General features: G+C 60.2%; 16 protein-coding genes. 5 read left to right on the top strand and 11 right to left on the bottom strand.

Going from position 1 to position 16,369, the window contains the following annotated elements:
- Positions 1 to 54: 54 nt before the first annotated feature.
- From I2G43_RS09120 to I2G43_RS09100, 5 genes are all read right to left on the bottom strand, one after another.
- Positions 55 to 2,007: a heavy metal translocating P-type ATPase gene (locus tag I2G43_RS09120; RefSeq protein ID WP_195535909.1), complete on the bottom strand. Its 1,953-nt coding sequence runs from the start codon at positions 2,005 to 2,007 to the stop codon at positions 55 to 57.
- Between the two features lie 99 nt (positions 2,008 to 2,106).
- Positions 2,107 to 2,325 carry a cation transporter gene (locus I2G43_RS09115; protein ID WP_055252067.1) on the bottom strand — a complete coding sequence of 73 codons (219 nt, stop codon included), beginning with the start codon at positions 2,323 to 2,325 and terminating at the stop codon, positions 2,107 to 2,109.
- Positions 2,326 to 2,388: 63 nt separating this feature from the next.
- Positions 2,389 to 2,754 carry an ArsR/SmtB family transcription factor gene (locus I2G43_RS09110; RefSeq protein WP_055252065.1) on the bottom strand — a complete coding sequence of 122 codons (366 nt, stop codon included), beginning with the start codon at positions 2,752 to 2,754 and terminating at the stop codon, positions 2,389 to 2,391.
- 419 nt (positions 2,755 to 3,173) lie between these two features.
- Complete coding sequence (locus I2G43_RS09105; RefSeq protein WP_195535908.1) at positions 3,174 to 4,364, bottom strand: hypothetical protein; 1,191 nt, start codon at positions 4,362 to 4,364, stop codon at positions 3,174 to 3,176.
- A 349-nt stretch (positions 4,365 to 4,713) separates the two neighbouring features.
- A complete protein-coding gene (locus I2G43_RS09100) occupies positions 4,714 to 5,682 on the bottom strand; it encodes a hypothetical protein (RefSeq protein WP_055252061.1) in 969 nt (322 codons plus the stop codon).
- 171 nt (positions 5,683 to 5,853) lie between these two features.
- Between I2G43_RS09100 and I2G43_RS09095 the strand changes: the two genes are divergently transcribed.
- Positions 5,854 to 6,942 (top strand): putative manganese transporter, encoded by a 1,089-nt coding sequence (locus I2G43_RS09095; protein ID WP_195535907.1) that lies wholly within the window; start codon positions 5,854 to 5,856, stop codon positions 6,940 to 6,942.
- Between the two features lie 164 nt (positions 6,943 to 7,106).
- Here I2G43_RS09095 and I2G43_RS09090 read toward each other — a convergent pair whose 3' ends face one another.
- Both I2G43_RS09090 and I2G43_RS09085 read right to left on the bottom strand, forming a co-directional pair.
- The gene (locus I2G43_RS09090) at positions 7,107 to 7,589 is read right to left on the bottom strand and encodes a YaiI/YqxD family protein (protein WP_117563982.1); all 483 of its coding nucleotides are present in this window, start codon (positions 7,587 to 7,589) and stop codon (positions 7,107 to 7,109) included.
- The gene (locus I2G43_RS09085) at positions 7,590 to 8,192 is read right to left on the bottom strand and encodes an HdeD family acid-resistance protein (protein WP_118384647.1); all 603 of its coding nucleotides are present in this window, start codon (positions 8,190 to 8,192) and stop codon (positions 7,590 to 7,592) included. It abuts the gene before it with no gap.
- 235 nt (positions 8,193 to 8,427) lie between these two features.
- On the opposite strand from I2G43_RS09085, the gene I2G43_RS09080 reads away from it, so the two are divergent.
- From I2G43_RS09080 to I2G43_RS09070, 3 genes are all read left to right on the top strand, one after another.
- Positions 8,428 to 9,099, top strand: a complete 672-nt coding sequence (locus tag I2G43_RS09080; protein ID WP_195535906.1) for a nitroreductase family protein — start codon at positions 8,428 to 8,430, stop codon at positions 9,097 to 9,099.
- Positions 9,100 to 9,182: 83 nt separating this feature from the next.
- Positions 9,183 to 9,725, top strand: a complete 543-nt coding sequence (locus I2G43_RS09075) for a histidine phosphatase family protein (protein WP_195535905.1) — start codon at positions 9,183 to 9,185, stop codon at positions 9,723 to 9,725.
- Between the two features lie 17 nt (positions 9,726 to 9,742).
- Complete coding sequence (locus I2G43_RS09070; RefSeq protein WP_117563979.1) at positions 9,743 to 10,378, top strand: histidine phosphatase family protein; 636 nt, start codon at positions 9,743 to 9,745, stop codon at positions 10,376 to 10,378.
- A 129-nt stretch (positions 10,379 to 10,507) separates the two neighbouring features.
- Here I2G43_RS09070 and I2G43_RS09065 read toward each other — a convergent pair whose 3' ends face one another.
- Positions 10,508 to 11,197 (bottom strand): DUF1015 family protein, encoded by a 690-nt coding sequence (locus I2G43_RS09065; protein ID WP_195535904.1) that lies wholly within the window; start codon positions 11,195 to 11,197, stop codon positions 10,508 to 10,510.
- A gap of 39 nt (positions 11,198 to 11,236) precedes the next feature.
- A complete protein-coding gene (locus I2G43_RS09060) occupies positions 11,237 to 12,457 on the bottom strand; it encodes a M20 family metallopeptidase (protein ID WP_195535903.1) in 1,221 nt (406 codons plus the stop codon).
- 397 nt (positions 12,458 to 12,854) lie between these two features.
- Between I2G43_RS09060 and I2G43_RS09055 the strand changes: the two genes are divergently transcribed.
- Complete coding sequence (locus I2G43_RS09055; protein WP_195535902.1) at positions 12,855 to 13,661, top strand: hypothetical protein; 807 nt, start codon at positions 12,855 to 12,857, stop codon at positions 13,659 to 13,661.
- 347 nt (positions 13,662 to 14,008) lie between these two features.
- Here the strand turns inward: I2G43_RS09055 and I2G43_RS09050 are convergent, their stop codons facing one another.
- Together I2G43_RS09050 and serC are read right to left on the bottom strand one after the other, a co-directional pair.
- On the bottom strand, positions 14,009 to 15,172 hold the full coding sequence (locus I2G43_RS09050; protein ID WP_195535901.1) for a phosphoglycerate dehydrogenase: 1,164 nt from the start codon (positions 15,170 to 15,172) through the stop codon (positions 14,009 to 14,011).
- A gap of 69 nt (positions 15,173 to 15,241) precedes the next feature.
- Positions 15,242 to 16,366, bottom strand: a complete 1,125-nt coding sequence (serC, locus tag I2G43_RS09045; RefSeq protein WP_117772992.1) for a 3-phosphoserine/phosphohydroxythreonine transaminase — start codon at positions 16,364 to 16,366, stop codon at positions 15,242 to 15,244.
- Positions 16,367 to 16,369: the final 3 nt, after the last annotated feature.

Raw genomic sequence — 16,369 nt, 5'->3', positions numbered from 1 at the left:
GCGCGAGGACGTTTTCAAACCCAAGCCCGGTCCCGGCCGGAAGGACCACAGACGCTACAGGTTCTTGACACCCATCGCGCGCATGGCGTTCAGGATGGCGATGATCGCCACGCCCACGTCGCCAAAGACGGCAAGCCACATATTGGCGATGCCCAGCGCCGCAAGCACCAGAATCAGCAGCTTAATACCCAGCGCAAAGATTATGTTCTGCCAAACAATCGACATGGTCTTGCGCGCCACGCGGATCGCGCGGGAAATGTTGGACGGCTTGTCGTCCATCAGCACCACGTCGGCGGCCTCGATCGCGGCGTCGGAGCCCATGGCGCCCATGGCAATGCCCACATCGGCGCGCGTAAGCACAGGAGCGTCGTTGATACCGTCGCCGACAAAGGCGAGCTTGCCCTTGCCACTTTCGGCCGCGAGTAGCGCCTCAACGCGCTCGACCTTGTCGCCCGGCAGGAGCTGCGCGTGGAACTCGTCGAGACCGAGTTGCTTGGCCACAGACGCTGCAACCTCCTCGCGGTCGCCCGTGAGCATGACGGTGCGGTTGATACCGGCGGCATGCAGGTCGCGAATCGTTTGCTCCGCATCGGCCTTAACGGTGTCTGCAATCACGATGTGGCCGGCGTACACGCCGTCAACGAGCACGTGGAGGATCGTGCCGACAACCTCACAGTCCGGTGCTTCAACGCCGGCCGCGGCGAGCATCTTGGCGTTGCCAACGACGACGTGCTTGCCGTCGATGGTTGCCGTCACGCCGTGGCCCGCGTCGTTGGCGGAGTCGCTCACGCGCTTGGGGTCGACCTCGCCCTGGTAGGCGTCGCGCACGGACTGCGCGATGGGGTGATCGAAGAACGACTCAGCAAGGGCTGCGACTTCGAGCAGCGACTGCTCGGTATAGCCAGCCTCGGGATGCACCGCGACGACTGAGAACGTGCCGTTGGTGAGGGTGCCCGTTTTGTCGAAGACGATGGTGTCCACGTCGGCGAGCGTCTCGAGGTAGTTGGAGCCCTTGATGAGAACGCCCAGCTTGGACGCGCCGCCGATGCCGCCAAAGAAACTCAACGGTACGCTGATCACGAGGGCGCACGGGCAGCTGACGACCAGGAAGGTCAGGCCGCGCAGGATCCAATCGGACCAAGCGCCAGTCACCAGGCCGCCGCCAAGCGCGAGCACCGCGGCAGCGCCAGTGACGGCGGGGGTGTAGACGCGGGCAAAGCGCGTGATGAAGTTCTCGGTGCGCGCCTTCTTTTCGCTGGCATTCTCCACGAGCTCCAGAACACGCGCGACGGTTGACTCGCCAAAGGGCTTGGTGGTGCGCACGTGGATGAGGCCCGTCATGTTGATGCAGCCGCTGATGATATCGTCGCCGGTCTTGGCGGGGCGGGGGACTGACTCGCCCGTGAGCGCGGCGGTGTCGAGCTGGGTTTCGCCCTCGACGACGACGCCGTCGATAGGCACGCGCTCGCCGGGCTTGACCACGATCACGGTGCCGACGGCGATGTCATCGGGAAAGACCTGTTCGAGTGTGCCGTCGGCTTGCTCGACGTTAGCGTAGTCGGGCGCGATGTCCATCATGGCACTGATCGACTTGCGGCTCTTGCCCACGGCGTATGCCTGGAACAACTCGCCGACCTGGTAGAACAGCATGACGGCGGCGCCTTCGGCCATGTGCGGGTCGGTGTCGGGGAAGAGCACCATGGCAAACGCGCCGATGGTCGCGACGGCCATAAGGAAGCTCTCGTCGAAGGCCTTGCCGCGGCGGATGTTATTGAATGCCTTTTGCAGTACGTCGTAGCCGGCAATCAAAAACGGCACGAGGAACAGCGCGAAGCTGGCGTAGATGTTGCCGGGCTCCCCAAATGCGATAGTGAGGGCGCCGAGCTCGTCGAGGGCATAAACAACGGCAAAAATGCCCAGTGCTACCAGGATGCGGTTGCGCTTGTGCTCAAGGGACTCTTTCTTCTTGCGCTTCTTCTTTTTCTTTTTGGGGTCGGCGGCTGCCATGATTCAAACCTCCCATTTGAGTGTATGAACACTTGCTCATATAATTTCGCGAGCAAAGGCCGCGGCAAGCGCGGCCTTACAGGTCAACGTGTGCGCGGGTTAGAGAATGATCTCGCAGTCCGGCTCGGCGTCGGCGGTGAACTCAACGACGCGGTCCAGGACCTCGTCGAACTTGGCGTCGTCGGCCTCGAGCGTCAGCTTCTGGGTCATAAAGTTGACCGAAACGGACTTGACGCCATCGAGCTTAGCCAGCTCGTCCTGAAGTTCACGCGCGCAGTTGGCGCAATCGATCTCGTCGAGCTTAAACTGCTTTTTCATGGTGGGTTCCTTTCCCTGTGTTGGCGGTCTGGGTGCCGGCCGCGCTGATACCGTGGTTGATTGCTATTCGCAGATATGGCTCATGCCCTGGTTGAGCATGGTATAGACATGATCGTCAGCGAGCGAGTAGAGAATGTTGCGGCCGTCGCGGCGGAACTTGACCAGGTGCGACTGCTTAAGCGTGCGCAGCTGGTGCGACACCGCAGACTGCGAGGTCGCGGTCGCTTCGGCGATGTCAGCCACGCAGAGCTCGCGGCCCATGAGGGCATAGAGAATCTTGATGCGCGTGGTGTCGCTGAAGACCTTGAACAGGTCGGCAAGGTCGTAGAGAAGTTCCTCGTCGGGAAGGTCCTCGGGCGAGCAGGTGGTGGGGACGATCGGCTCGGTGGCCTCGATGCCAGTCTTTGTTTCATCAGCGTGGCTGCTCATTGCAATATCCTTTCATATGAACATGCGCTCATATAACTTACTTCCGATTATATGAGCGCATGTTCATATGTCAATGACGTACAGGTAATTCGTCGCATAAAATGATGGGGAATAGTGGACGAGATTCCGGACTGAGCGGTTTTGATAGCCGATGCCGGGGTGGGTGCCCCCGCGCCGTGCAAAAATTGGAGTATTCTGCAACTATAGGGGGTCCGTTAATCTATTCCAGGCCAAATAAAGCCGCTCAAGAGTTATCCAAGGGCGGTAAACAGACAAGGTCTTCCTCAAATGTTGCCTAACGTTCCCGTTCGATAGCGTTTTTGTTTTTCATTTGGATTAACTTGTGGGTGCTGGAGGGCCGACCCTGCTGAATACTCGCAATTTTGCACATCGCTAGGGTACCCACCTTGTTAGCCGGTCTAGCTTCCGGCCCCGAAGATTCTGCCCTCGGGCGCGAGGCTGCTTATTTGGGCAAATGATGGGCTGTCGGATTCGACAGTCTGCATGTCATCGATTGCCGGAACTTCATTTATTGTCGGGTCATCCAGCGTGATGCCTTCGAGTGTTGCTTTTTCGAGGTCGATTCGTTGACGATCTTCGGAATCCTGGCGAAGCTGCTTCTGAATTCTCTTTTTCTCTTCTATAAACCTTCTGAGCACAAACTGTCTCAGGTCCTCTTGCATGATTTGAAAGTCTTTTGGCAGACGCGAGGGGCGTATGCCCTCTTTCCGTTGGATCGCCTCCATGACCCTAACGAAAGCGCTGGCATGCATAAAGGAATAACGACTGACGGTGATGATTCCGTATCCCATGGACGCAAGCGCATTCTTGCGCTCCTCATCGATGGCGCGGTCTTCTTCCGCGTCATGATAAAACCCGTTGTATTCAATGTCTGTGCGAGATTTCTTTAGATACGCATCCATAAAGAACTTTTTGCGTCTCGTGAGATTCTTTGCGGCAGCGGTGACCTGCACCTCGCAATCGGTCTCAATTCCCTTAATACCAAGCCCTCCTTCGCTTTTAGGCAGCGTTAGCATCATGACAAAGGCCGTTTCCATAGGAGACCGGCATCCGTCGCGCACACATTGAATCGCCTTTCGGGCAAGGGCCAGACCGTCGCATCTGGTAATGGAATTAAAGAACTGTTTTAACCTTTCGGTCGAGGTGAGCGCGAAACGCTCGTTATACGAGGTGGAAGAGCCGGTTCCAAGGGAGTAAGCGCCGCACAATTCAAAGTAGTACTCCACCAGTTCGCGAAAAGGGAGATAGGTGGCGGCCTGAAGTGCGCAAAGCTCAACGCCAACAATGAAGATGCCATCTTTGAGCTCTATAAAGCGTGAGCTCGAGAATCGTTTTGACGAAACGTGGCATTGACAGTTCATTGCATAGCGCGCATTCCTGCGATCAAACACCATTACCTCGAGGCAATCATTTGCGTCAAGGGAAACATCATGTTTGGTGAGCCATTCTGCGGCTGCGTCAAGGAGCGTTCCGGTGGGACATGATCCGTAAATCGCGGCAGGGTTACAGGACTCGATGCCTTTCGCAGACACCGAATGCGCGGCCTGGTAGACCGCTTTTGCAGTGGTATGTGACAATACGATACTCATGATATATATCGTGTCAGCTAATGCCGTGTTGACGGCGCTGAGTGGAAAAGCCGTTTTAGAGGTCTAACCAAATGCTGTCCAAAAGCTTGACGCAATTATGAGTTGGTATGCCCTAAATAAAAGTTTTCGCAGCTTAGCTATAGCATATAAATACTCAATTGCTGCACATTTGATATCGATGTATCACCATCCGACAACGAATTGCGTGTTGGGAATTGGTCGAAATCGTTCAAAATGAGGGTTCAGAATTTGTGATGGCAGATCTATCTGTGGAACGTAGGGCGGCCCCGCTGCGGGGTTTCCCGCTGCGAGGCCGCTCGTGAGCAAGTAGTGTTTGTCGCAGGCGTTGCTATTTCGCGAATAGGTTCTTGAGGTTGAACTCGGCCTGTACCGTGCGGAGCATGAGGTCGGTGTCGTCCAGACCCAGATGCTGCTCGTTGGCGTCGGGCGCGAGGGTGCCGCGACGGCGTGCCCAGTTCTCGAGCGCGGCGGGGGCGGACTCGCGGGGGAGCGAGCGCACGTCGGCGTCCAGGCTGCGGCAGATCTGGCGCGAGTCGATGACGATGATCTTGCCGGCGCGGCGTGCCTCGGCGTAGCCGTCCAGGTGGATCTTGAACCAGCTGTCCTCAAAGGCGGCGTTGTGTGCCATGTACGGGTACTTCTTCATAAGCTTGAGCAGCTGCTTTTGCAGCTCTTTGTTCTCGCGGAACGGCTTTTTGCCGTCGATGTCGTCCCAGGTGATGTGGTGGATATTCGACAACGGCACATCCTCGCCGCGGTAGATGTCGGGCAGGCCGCAGTAGTGTGCCTCGGCGTCATGCGGGACGGCGTCGCTGGTGAGCTCCATGATCTCCCAGCCCACGTTGATGATATAGCCGCGCTCGGGTGCACGTCCGGTGGTCTCGATGTCGATACCGAGCACGGTGCCCTGGATGGGCTTGCGGGCGTAGGCCACGCCGAGCGCGTCGCGGTCGCCGCGGATTTCGCGCATAACGGACGCGGCGGTGCGCTTTTGCATCTTGCCGATGGCGGCGCAGGTGTCGGCATCGGACAGGCCGCGCGAGAGCGTCGCGGGCGTCACGTTGCGCAGACGCGCCTCGCCAATCTGGTCGCACAGGTCGCGGTTGCGGTCGGCCAGGTCGCGCACGGTGGCAAAGTCGAAGCCGGGGTCGCCCTCGGCGGTAAAGTACTCGGTCTCGAGCACCTTGAGGGCCTCCTCGCCCTTCTGGCGCTCGGACTCCATGGCGCCGTGGTCGCCGTAGATAAACATGGGGATAAACGGCTGGCGCTCGTATTCGAGTGCTTGCGATACGTTCATATGCTACTCCTTGGACGGGCCGCGTTGTGCGGCTCGAGGTTACTGAGTTATGGCGAGATGATAGTTTACCATAGGCAACTATTGGCACCGCGCCCGGGACAACTACAATACCCTAGTTGACCGCTAGGACTTTTACAATGCTGCCGAAAGACACGAAAGGTTCCATCCGTCATGGATTTACTGATTGATATTCTGCTCGACGCCGGCAAGGACACGCTGTCGCTGGTGCCGTTTTTGTTGGTGACGTATCTTGCTCTCGAGACACTTGAGCACGTTGCGGGCGACCGCGTCAACGGCGCTATCAAGCGCGCCGGCGCTGCGGGTCCCGTGGTTGGCTCGCTGCTGGGCATGGTGCCGCAGTGCGGATTTTCGGCCATGGCAGCAACGCTGTACGCCGGCCGTGTCGTGACCTTGGGCACGTTGGTGGCGGTGTTCCTTTCGACCTCCGATGAGATGCTGCCGCTGTTGCTTGCCGAGCAGGTTCCCGTGCAGACTATGGCGATGCTTTTGGCTTCGAAAGCGCTGATCGCACTGGTCACGGGTTTTATCGTGGACGCTGCCATTCGCGGCCTGCGCCGTAACGCCCGCGCGCACGCGGCGATTCGCCGTACCGTGCTGGGAACCGCGGCCAACCCGGCCCACGTGAACTGCGCGCACGACGACCACAGCGGCGGTGACATCATCGACGAGGTGGCCGAGGCGGGCGTGAGCGCCGACCACATCCACGAGTTGTGCGAGCGCGACCATTGCGGTTGCGATGAAGACGAGGACGAGCACGAACACGGACATGGCCACGATCACGGTCATGAGGGCGAACATGAACACCATGATGGTCACGGTCACTCCCACTCCCACGAAGGGACGCCTGTCCTGTCGATCATCCGCAGCGCGATCTCGCACACCGTGCAGGTCTCGGTATTCATTTTTCTGGTGACGCTGATTCTGGTCGCCGTGCTCGAGACGTTCGGCGAGTCCGCGATCGAGCAGTTCCTGCGCGGCAACGAGATACTCGCTGTCCTGGGTTCGGCGCTTGTCGGGCTGATTCCCAATTGCTCGGCGAGCGTGGTCATTACACAGCTGTATCTGGAAGGCGCGCTGCAACTGGCGCCGATGCTCGCCGGCACGCTCATTTCCGCCGGCGTGGGTTATCTGGTGCTGTTCCGCACCAACCGCAGCGCCCGCGAAAATGCCGTGTTCCTGATCATGATGTACGTCATCGGCGCTGGCTGGGGCCTCATCCTCTCCGCCGTTGGCCTCTAAGTAGGCCTAAAAAATGGGCTTCAAATAGCCATGCTCAGCGCCTGCGCAATGCGGCGACGCATGGCATTTTGAAGCCCGTTTTTTGTTGAGCCATGGATTCCGAGCGCTCACACCGCTCAAAACAAAAAGGTAGATTTTAGGCATGTCTCAAAAATCTACCTTGGTTAGTGCAGCAACTCGGTGAGGTTGCGTTTAAAGCGGGCGCGGTCTTCGCTGGTAAATGCTGCCGGACCGCGAGTGCGTCCGCCGGCGCGGCGTACCTTCTTTTCCTCGTGGCGAATAAACAGCTGCATGTCGATAGTCGCCTTGTCGTACACGCGCCCGCGCACACCGATGGCGGCGGCATCGCGCCCGAGCACCATGCTCGCCAAGCCAATGTCCTGCGTCACGACCACGTCGCCCGCCTGCAGGCGTTCGACAATGGCAAAGTCGGCGCTGTCGGCGCCCACGCTCACGTCGAGCGTCGTGACCCAAAAGCCGCGTCGCGCGTGCTCGGCATCGCGCGGGTCGTCGCGGCGAATGTGCCGTTCCAGGTTTTGCGTGCTGTTGCCGGCGATAACAACGGCGACGCCCGCCCGCCGCGCGCAGTCAATCGACTCGCGCGTGACCGGGCAGGCGTCGGCATCAATAAAGAGCGTCTTTGGCATCTAGCGCACCAGTTTGCCAAACTGAATGGCGCGAACAATGAGCGTCACGCCAAACACCAGCAGTGCGGCGCCGCTAAAGATGACGAGCATCTTGGCCGACCACAGCGGATAGATAAACACGAACATGCCGGCGATGATGGAGAGTGCGCCGCTCAGGATGGCGAGGGCACGGTTGGACGAAAGCTCGGACTCCAGAATGGACATGACACCTTCGACGATCCAGCCAAAGCCGGCCACGATAACCACCATCGTGGTGAGCGTCGCGGTCGAGAAGGCCTGGTTGCGCAGGATTATGACGCCGCCCAAGATAATGAGTAGGTTGGAGATGATGCTCGTCACGCGCCAGCCGGTGGGCAGCAGTGGCTCAAAAATGGCAGTGAACAGCCTGATGGCAGCGGTGATTACAAAGTAAAAACCCAGGACGGTCGTCAAAAAGACGAGGGACTTGGCGGGTGCAAAAAGCAGCGCGATGCCAGCAATGAGCGCCACGACGCCCGTGATGGCGTAGATCCAGCGCACGGCCTTGACGGCTTTGCCCGCCATACTTTTCTCGTCAAATCCAAACTGGCTCGATTTTTGGTCATCGTTCCTAAAGATACCCATAACGTCTCCTTTCCGTGCGGCGTAAGCCTTGATCGTTACAACCAGTATCGCTTAAAGGCGCTGGCGTATGGGTCGGGGAGGGCGAAACGTAACCCAAAGGCCCCGAATTGTTTCCGTTGTTCCCCACGTCGCGGTTTTCTATTCAACAGGTGTAGAACATTGCAGCCCTGTTCGTTATTGCCTACGTTTTAGGTTAGATTTTCCTAAGGACAATTGGCTTGTATTGGGGGTCCCTATGAACGAAGCAGTTCCCGAGGCACCGTCGAGTGTCGAATCGATGGCAAAGCAAGGTTGCGAAAAGCTCGGCCTGGATGCGTTCGATGCGTTGGTTCGCCGCGCTCGCACGTGCCGCCGCTTTGACGAGTCCATGCGCGTGCCGCGCGAGTTTTTGCTCGAGCTGGCGGAACTGGCGCACCTGGCTCCCTGTGGCGCCAATGCTCAGCGTCTGCGTTTTCATGTGGTAAGCGGTGCAGAGGACTGCGCGCGTGTATTTGACGAGCTTGCATGGGCCGGTGCGCTCAAGGATTGGCCGGGCCCCGATGAGGGTGAGCGCCCGACCGGCTACATCGCGATTCTGGCCGAGCGCGCCGTTCCGGGCAAGCCCGCCGCTCCCATTACCGAGGTCGACACGGGCATTGCCGCGCAGACGATGATGCTCGCCGCCCGCAGCGCCTCGCCCGAGGTGGCAGCCTGCATGTTCAAGGCCTTTACGCCCCGCGCGATCGATGCCATGGGGCTCGATAACGACAAATATGAGCTCAAGCTGATCATGGCGTTTGGCGTTCCGGCCGAGACACAGGTGATCGATGCGATCGATTCCAACCCCGACGGCTCCATCAATTATTGGCGCGACGAGGCGCAGGTGCACCACGTACCCAAGCGTTCGCTCGCCGACGTGCTGCTGTAGTTGTGCGTCGTTGCGGTGCAATCCGGCGGCAAAATGACCACAAAGGCTCCTGTCCCCTTTGTGGTGGTACGAGGGGAGGGTGTGTGGCAGATCTGTATTTGGTGCGGCATGGGCAGACTGAGCTCAATGTGCAGAGCATTTTGCAGGGCTGGCACGATTCGCCGCTTACGGCGCGCGGGCGCGAGCAGGCGCTGACGGCGCGTACGGCGTTTGCGGCGCGTGGCGTGGCCTTTGATCATGTGTATTCCTCGCCGTTGGGCCGGGCGCGGCATACGGCCGAGCTTATCGTTGGCGAGGGCCGTTCCATTGAGCTGGTCGATGACCTGCGTGAGTGGCATTTTGGCTCGCTGGAGGGCACATCAAATCGCGAGATGCCGCCGCAGCCCTGGGGCGATTATCCGGTGGCCTTTGGCGGCGAGTCGGAAGTGCGGCTTCAGTCGCGCATGGTCGCGGCGCTGTCCCGCATCATGGCCAGGCCGCAGCACGACTGCGTGCTGGCGGTTTCCCACGGCTCAGCCTGCCAGGAGTTTCTTGAGTATGTGACTGGCGGGGGAGAGCTACCCGACAACGGTGCCGTGCTTCATTTTGGCTATTGCGACGGGGCGTTTTCGCTCTTGGGTTGGTAACGAACGAAAGGACCCCTATGAATAAAGATCTGTATCTGGTCCGTCATGGACAGACGATATTCAACCTTAAGCGTATCATTCAGGGGTGGAGTGACTCGCCGCTTACGCAGTTGGGTTGCGACCAGGCGGCGCGCGCCGGCATGTTTTTACGTGCGCGCGGCATTGAGCCCGATCATGCCTACACCTCTACGCTTCATCGCACCGAGCAGACTATCGCCAACTTGTGGCCAGGCTTGGCGTACGAGCGCCTGGACGGCCTGCGTGAGTGGTTCTTTGGCGACTTTGAGGCCGAGCGCGTGATGCTTATGCCCGAGCGCCCGTGGCGCGACTTCTATCGGCAGTTTGGCGGCGAGGGCCAGATCCAGGTGCGCACGCGCATGGTGGCGACGCTGACCGATCTTATGCAGCGTCCGGACCATACGTGCGTGCTCGCGGTAAGTCATGGCTCAGCTATCAAGGAGTTTTTGGACCACGTGCGGGGCGCGGCGGCCGACGAGCGCGAACGCGTGCCGGGCAACTGCTCAGTGCTGCATTTTGCGTTTGACGATGCGGCCGATACGTTTGAACTGGTCGAAGTCTTTACGCAGGAAGACTACGCGCGCGAGCTGGGGCTAGAGCCGCTCGTGGCGGCGGCAGGTCCGCAGCGTGGATAACGCTGACGTTGCGGCCCGGTTTACCGGCGTAATTGTTTGATGCGAAAAGGGCGGAGGTGCATGCGTTTGCTGCATCTCCGCCCCTTGTTTGTTTGGATGCTGGGTTTTCCAGCTTAGCGTTTGAGTTCGCTAGAACCGTGAGACCTGGTGAGTGAGCAGACCCGTCGGAACCTGCGGCGCGCTGCCGCTGACCTGCGCGGCGGGGAACAGCACGGCTACAGCAAAGTTGAACGGCTCTTTGCCAGAGTAGGCGTCGGCAGTGCGGGCCTCGTCGGCCAGAATCTGCGATGCCCCAGCCAGCGCGGCGACATAGGCGGAGTCACCGGCGAACACCGGGTCGGGCGCCTGATCGAGCATGGCACGGATGGCGGCAACGGCGTCCTCGCGCTTGACCTCCCACACGCGATGTGTGACGCCCGCGGGATCGGTGACGGCGTAGAGCGATGCGCCCTCTTTGGCAGCGCTCAAAATGATATCCATGACGGGCGACGCCTCGTAGGCGAGCGACACGGGGCGCGGCTGCACCTTGAGCTCGGCGATCGCGCGCGCGGTGGCGAGTGCGTCGATGCTCTCGGCGGCAGCCTCGTCGCCGCCCGTCAGCACGTTAACCGGGCAAATCGCCACGACACCCGTCACGCGTCCCGGCTCTCCGGAGCATTCGTACACGTAATACGCCGCGCCCGGATCTTTGAGCATAAGCCCATCGGTAATCGCGCCGCGCAGGGCTCCGCTGTCACTCAGGATGCTGTCCATCGCAGGCAGCGCCTCGAGCACGCGGTCCTGAGCCGGGCGGATGCAGGGAAACGGAAGAGCTTTCATGGACGGTCCTAACGCGCGAGTCGGTTTGTTCGCGGCTTATTATGCCCCAACTTGGCCGCTTGCGTCCCAGAGCGTGTTATCGGCAAGCGCGATGAGCACGTTTTGGCAGCGAACGATATCGGCATGGGGCACATACTCGTTGGGCTTGTGCGCGAGCGCCAACGAGCCGGGGCCGTAGCTCATACAATTGCGGTTGCCTGTCTTGCCGGCAATGACGGCGGTATCGGTGTAGCCGGTAAAGAAGCCGACGGTCGTGTCCGCGTCCGTTACGTCATCGGCGGCACGCTTGAGCGCTGCTAGAAGGGGAGAGTTCGGGTTGCGCTCGATGGCGGGGCGGTCGCCCGTCACGGTGTAGCTGCCATGGCAACCGGGAACGGTGGCTTCGGCGACGGCGATGACATGCTCGACCATATTGATTGCGGCGGCCGTATCGGTCGGCGGGGTCAGGCGCATGTCGACCCAAACTTTGGCGCGGTCGGGTACGACGTAGGGGCGATATCCGCCCTCGATTTGGCCAAACGTGATGGTCGAAGGCCCCAGCTCATCGTGCGCGGGCAGCGCCGCAAACGCGCGACGAAGCGAACACACGACCTCGGCCATGGCGGCGACGGCATCCGCGCCCTTCCAAGGCTGGCTCGCATGCGCCGTCACGCCAGCCATTTCAATCTCGAACCACGTACGCCCCTTGTGCGCCACCTGGATCTGCCCGTCGGTGGGCTCGGTGTCCAGCACCCATTCGCGCGAGCCGACCCAGCCGGCATTGATGGCCGCCTCGGAGCCGCGCATAAAGTCTTCCTCGTCGACCGAGCAGATGAGCGAAAAGCCGCGGCGTGGCAGCGCGCCATCCGCCGCCACGCGCTCGAGCGTATGGACCAGTGCGGCAATGGCGCAGGCCAGGCCACCCTTCATATCGCAGGCACCGCGGCCATAGAGTTTATCGTCGCGCACAACCGCCCCAAGCGGTGCGATGTCTGCGTCCCAGCCATCGCCCAAGGTGACGGTATCCATGTGGCAGATATAGACGAGTCGCGGCTCGTCGCTTTGGCCCGGCACGGTGACTTTAAGGTTGCGGCGCCCGGGCAGCACTTCGAGCTCCTCAATCTGCACGGCATCGAGCGCAGAACTATCAAGTTGTGCCAGCTGCTGCTCAATGAGCCTCTTAATGAAGCGCTCAATCTCGTCCTCATACGCGCCCGGGTCTGAGCTGTCGATCCGCACAAGCTCCTGCGCAAGCCGCCAGGCAAAATCCTCATCAACCATATGCAACCTCACAATCAGTTTGCTTTCCAAACCGATTGTAAGCCTCCTGAGAGATCCGCGACGTGGGCGTGGCAGTATTTACCGTTCGCAGGCCGAGCCAGCGCGTTTGCCGTCCGAGCGGGTTCACAAGCGACGCAGCGGGTACGTACCCTTCATGGACGACATGCTGTGCGACATATCTGCCTTTCGGTATCACCGGATACCTCCACAGGTCTTGGCAATAATGCCGGACCTGCCCGATTCTGCGGACGATCCGCGCAGGGAGCACCTATGTGAGCATCCGCTCGTCACGCATTTCCTGGGCACCCCGTTACACGTGTTGGCGCAGGGCAGCTGCGGACGTAAGGGCGATCGCATTGTCAGGCATGTTTGGAACGGGGAGAGGCCGTTTGATTCCATGCGACAGACAGAGTTTGGCCTCGATGTCGCGTCCCCGCTCTTTACCCTGCTGACCCTGGCTTCCTCGGTCTCAAACGAGCGTCTGATCATGTGCATGTATGAGATGTGCGGCACCTTTGCCGTGTGCAAGATTGCGCCTCAGGTAAAGTCGGCACTTGAGCAGGCATACGGGGGCCGGTGGGGTGACGCACGGTCGGGCTGGGAAAACGTAAAGGATACCTCGGGGAATCCAACAGACTTGTGGAAACGACCTCCCTTGATTGAGCTCTCTGAACTTACCGAGTACGTCGATAAGATCCCGGGGCTCCGCGGCGCTAAATCGTTCACGCGTGCCGCGAAATGCATTACGGGGGTGGCGGCATCGCCGCTCGAGGTCCAGGCTTCGATGCTGTTTGGCCTTACGAGGTTGCGCGGCGGCGAAGGGCTGCGCCTTACCAATAACGTCGAGATTCGCTTGACGCGCAGTGCCCGCCTGATTTCGGGGCTTGATAGGCGCTATGCCGATATCCTGCTGGCAAATAAGGACGGCAGCAGAGAGTGTCTGGTTGAATGCCAAGGTAAAGCCATTCACGGATCCATTGAATCCAAGATCTCGGACTCCGATCGAACGACGGCCTTGCAAGCCATGGGATATCCCGTCGTTCTGATGACCTATGGTCAGCTGGCCGATTCCGATGCCTTCCGCGTGGTGATGGAGCTCATCATGTCCTATCTCGATGTGCCGCTGAAAGACAAGACGCCGCGGCAGCAGGAGCTCGAACGGCGGCTTCGTGAGGAGATTTTTATCGATTGGGCGGGAATGTAGCCGCGCGGGCGGAAAATGGTCGCGCGGACTAGAGTTTTGGTCGCAAAATACTTATATTTTGCCTTGGAAGGGCCTTAAAAATGCTACCTAGAATAAGTTGTTTCGGAAAATGGACAGTCAACTTACATTCGGCACATAGAGACCGATTTTTACCTACTAAAGTCCCTGATAAAGCTGTTTATCAAAGCGGGTGTGCTTAGCGACTGGAGCCTCACTATCGATTATCTGAAAAAACTTGTTCTGGGTATCATTTTAAAGTCGTCCGGAGCAACAAAATCGCCCCCCGTTTCGTGAAAACGGGGGGGCGAATGGGCTTCGTGGTCTGTCTGGCAGGCTTGGCACCGGCGCTATTTAATCACGCGCACGCGATACATCGACGGAATCTGCTTGAGCGCCTCGATCGTGCTGCCGTCCAGGTGCTCATCGGTGTCGAACATGGTGTAGGCGTTCTCGCCAGCGGACTCGTTGGTCATGCGCTGCACGTTGGCGTTGTCCTTGGCGAGAATGGCCGTGATCTGGCCGATCATGTTGGGCACGTTGGCATGCAGGCAGGCAATGCGGCTTGCGGCGCGCGCCTTGCCCATGCTGCAGGCGGGGTAGTTGACGCTGTGCGCGATGTTGCCGTTTTCCAGGTAATCCTTGAGCTCGCTGATGGCCATGTCGGCGCAGTTGGCCTCGGCCTCGCCGGTGCCGGCGCCCGAATGCGTGGTGATAAACGTGTTGGGCATCTTGACGGTCTTGGGCGTGGCAAAGTCGCAGCTAAACCAGCTGAGCTTGCCCTCGCGCAGGGCAGCGTCGACGGCGTCCTCGTCAATGATGGTTTCGCGCGCGTAGTTGATGAGCACGGCGTCGGGCGCCAGCAGGTCGATCTGCTCGGTGCTGATCATGCCGATGGTATCGGCCTTGCTGGGCACGTGCACGGTGAGGTAGTCGCAGCCGCGGCAGAGGTCCTCGAGCGTGCCCACGCGCTGCACCTCGCGACTCAGCACCCATGCGTGCTCGACGGAAATGAACGGGTCGTAGCCGTAGACGTCCATGCCCAGATCGACACAGGCGTTGGCGACCTTGGAGCCCACGTTGCCCAGGCCGATGACGCCGATGCGCTTGCCCTTGAGCTCGCGGCCCACAAAGGCCTTCTTGGCCTTTTCGGCATCGACCTGAATCTCGGGGTCGTCGGCGTTGTCACGCACCCAGTTCATCGATTGCACCACGCCGCGGCTCGAGAGCACCAACATGCCCAGGACGAGCTCCTTGACGGCGTTGCTGTTGGCGCCGGGGGAGTTAAAGACGACGACGCCCTTCTTGGCGTACTCCTCGACGGGGATGTTGTTGACGCCGGCGCCGCAGCGGGCGATGGCGCGGATGCCCTCGGGCAGCTCGTAGCCGTGCAGGTCGGTGGAGCGCATCAGAATGGCGTCGGCCTCCTCGGCGGTGCCCACAAACTCGTAGCCCTCGCCAAATTCGACTTTGCCGTCCTTGGTAATGTCGTCGATGGTTTTAATCTTGCGCATGAAAAACTCCTTAGCGGATTTGTTTATAACAAGTGGTTTGAAGTGGCTGGTCGGCCCGCGTGTTGCGGGCTAGTTAGATCGCGGGCTCAAACTATGCTGCGCTTCGAAGTCCTTCACGTACGTGGCCAGCGCCTGCACGTCCTCCATGGTGACGGCGTTGTACACGCTGGCGCGCATTCCGCCGACGAGGCGATGGCCCTTGACGTTTTGGATCTGGTGCTCTGCCGCGCCCGCAACAAAGGCCGCGTCGAGTTCGGCGTCGCCGGTACGGAACGTGACGTTGGCGATGGAGCGGCTGTTGGCCTGCGCGGTGCCATGGAACAGCTCGCTGTGCTCGAGCAGGTCGTAGAGCAGGTTGGCCTTGGCCCAGTTGCGCTCGGCCATGGCGGCAAGTCCGCCGGTCTGCTCAACCCAACGGAACACCTTGCCGCACACGTAGATGCCAAAGGTGTTGGGCGTGTTGAGCATGGAGCCCTTGGCGGCCTGGGTCTTAAGGTTCATGTACTGCGGCGTCTGCGCAAAGGCCGGGCCGTCGGCGATCAGGTCGTCGCGCACGATGACCACGGTCACGCCAGCGGCGCCGGCGTTTTTCTGAGCGCCGGCGTAGATGAGTCCGTAGCGCTCGACGTCGAGTGGCTGCGACAAAAAGCAGCTCGAAACATCGGCGACCAGCGGCACATCGCCGCAGTTAGGCAGCTCGCGGTACATGGTGCCAAAGATGGTGTTGTTCTGGCAGATGTAGACGTAGTCGAGCCCGTCGCCCGCAGCCTCGGCGGCAATACGCGCGTTGATGTCGGCCATGTCGGGGATGCGGTCGAAGTTGGTGTCTTCGGAGCTCGCGAGCAGCACGGCCTCGCCGTACTTGGCGGCCTCCTTGTACGCCTTGTTGGCAAAGTTGCCGGTCACGATGTAGCCGGCGCGCCCGCGGCGCATGAGGTTCATGGGGATGCCCGCAAACTGCAGCGTGGCGCCGCCCTGCAAAAACAGGACACGGTAATTGTCGGGGATGCTCAGCAGGCGGCGTAGGGTTGCCTCGGCGTCGTCGATGATCTGCTGGTACATGCTAGATCGATGGCTCATCTCGAGCACGGACATGCCGCAACCGCGGTAGTCCATCATCTCGTCGGCGATCTCGGCGAGCACGCTGGTGGGCAGTGCGGCCGGGCCTGCTGAGAAGTTGTGCACACGTGCCATCTT

Source organism: Collinsella aerofaciens (assembly GCF_015557435.1).
Taxonomy (GTDB): Bacteria; Actinomycetota; Coriobacteriia; order Coriobacteriales; family Coriobacteriaceae; genus Collinsella; species Collinsella aerofaciens_Z.
This window is presented reverse-complemented; position numbering and strand designations above follow the sequence as displayed.

What these genes read in the sequence shown, in the direction of transcription:
- I2G43_RS09120 (WP_195535909.1), bottom strand. Translation starts at nt 2,007, where the DNA reads ATGGCAGCCGCCGACCCCAAAAAGAAAAAGAAGAAGCGCAAGAAGAAA.
- I2G43_RS09115 (WP_055252067.1), bottom strand. Translation starts at nt 2,325, where the DNA reads ATGAAAAAGCAGTTTAAGCTCGACGAGATCGATTGCGCCAACTGCGCG.
- I2G43_RS09110 (WP_055252065.1), bottom strand. Translation starts at nt 2,754, where the DNA reads ATGAGCAGCCACGCTGATGAAACAAAGACTGGCATCGAGGCCACCGAG.
- I2G43_RS09105 (WP_195535908.1), bottom strand. Translation starts at nt 4,364, where the DNA reads ATGAGTATCGTATTGTCACATACCACTGCAAAAGCGGTCTACCAGGCC.
- I2G43_RS09100 (WP_055252061.1), bottom strand. Translation starts at nt 5,682, where the DNA reads ATGAACGTATCGCAAGCACTCGAATACGAGCGCCAGCCGTTTATCCCC.
- I2G43_RS09095 (WP_195535907.1), top strand. Translation starts at nt 5,854, where the DNA reads ATGGATTTACTGATTGATATTCTGCTCGACGCCGGCAAGGACACGCTG.
- I2G43_RS09090 (WP_117563982.1), bottom strand. Translation starts at nt 7,589, where the DNA reads ATGCCAAAGACGCTCTTTATTGATGCCGACGCCTGCCCGGTCACGCGC.
- I2G43_RS09085 (WP_118384647.1), bottom strand. Translation starts at nt 8,192, where the DNA reads ATGGGTATCTTTAGGAACGATGACCAAAAATCGAGCCAGTTTGGATTT.
- I2G43_RS09080 (WP_195535906.1), top strand. Translation starts at nt 8,428, where the DNA reads ATGAACGAAGCAGTTCCCGAGGCACCGTCGAGTGTCGAATCGATGGCA.
- I2G43_RS09070 (WP_117563979.1), top strand. Translation starts at nt 9,743, where the DNA reads ATGAATAAAGATCTGTATCTGGTCCGTCATGGACAGACGATATTCAAC.
- I2G43_RS09065 (WP_195535904.1), bottom strand. Translation starts at nt 11,197, where the DNA reads ATGAAAGCTCTTCCGTTTCCCTGCATCCGCCCGGCTCAGGACCGCGTG.
- I2G43_RS09060 (WP_195535903.1), bottom strand. Translation starts at nt 12,457, where the DNA reads ATGGTTGATGAGGATTTTGCCTGGCGGCTTGCGCAGGAGCTTGTGCGG.
- I2G43_RS09055 (WP_195535902.1), top strand. Translation starts at nt 12,855, where the DNA reads ATGCGACAGACAGAGTTTGGCCTCGATGTCGCGTCCCCGCTCTTTACC.
- I2G43_RS09050 (WP_195535901.1), bottom strand. Translation starts at nt 15,172, where the DNA reads ATGCGCAAGATTAAAACCATCGACGACATTACCAAGGACGGCAAAGTC.
- serC (WP_117772992.1), bottom strand. Translation starts at nt 16,366, where the DNA reads ATGGCACGTGTGCACAACTTCTCAGCAGGCCCGGCCGCACTGCCCACC.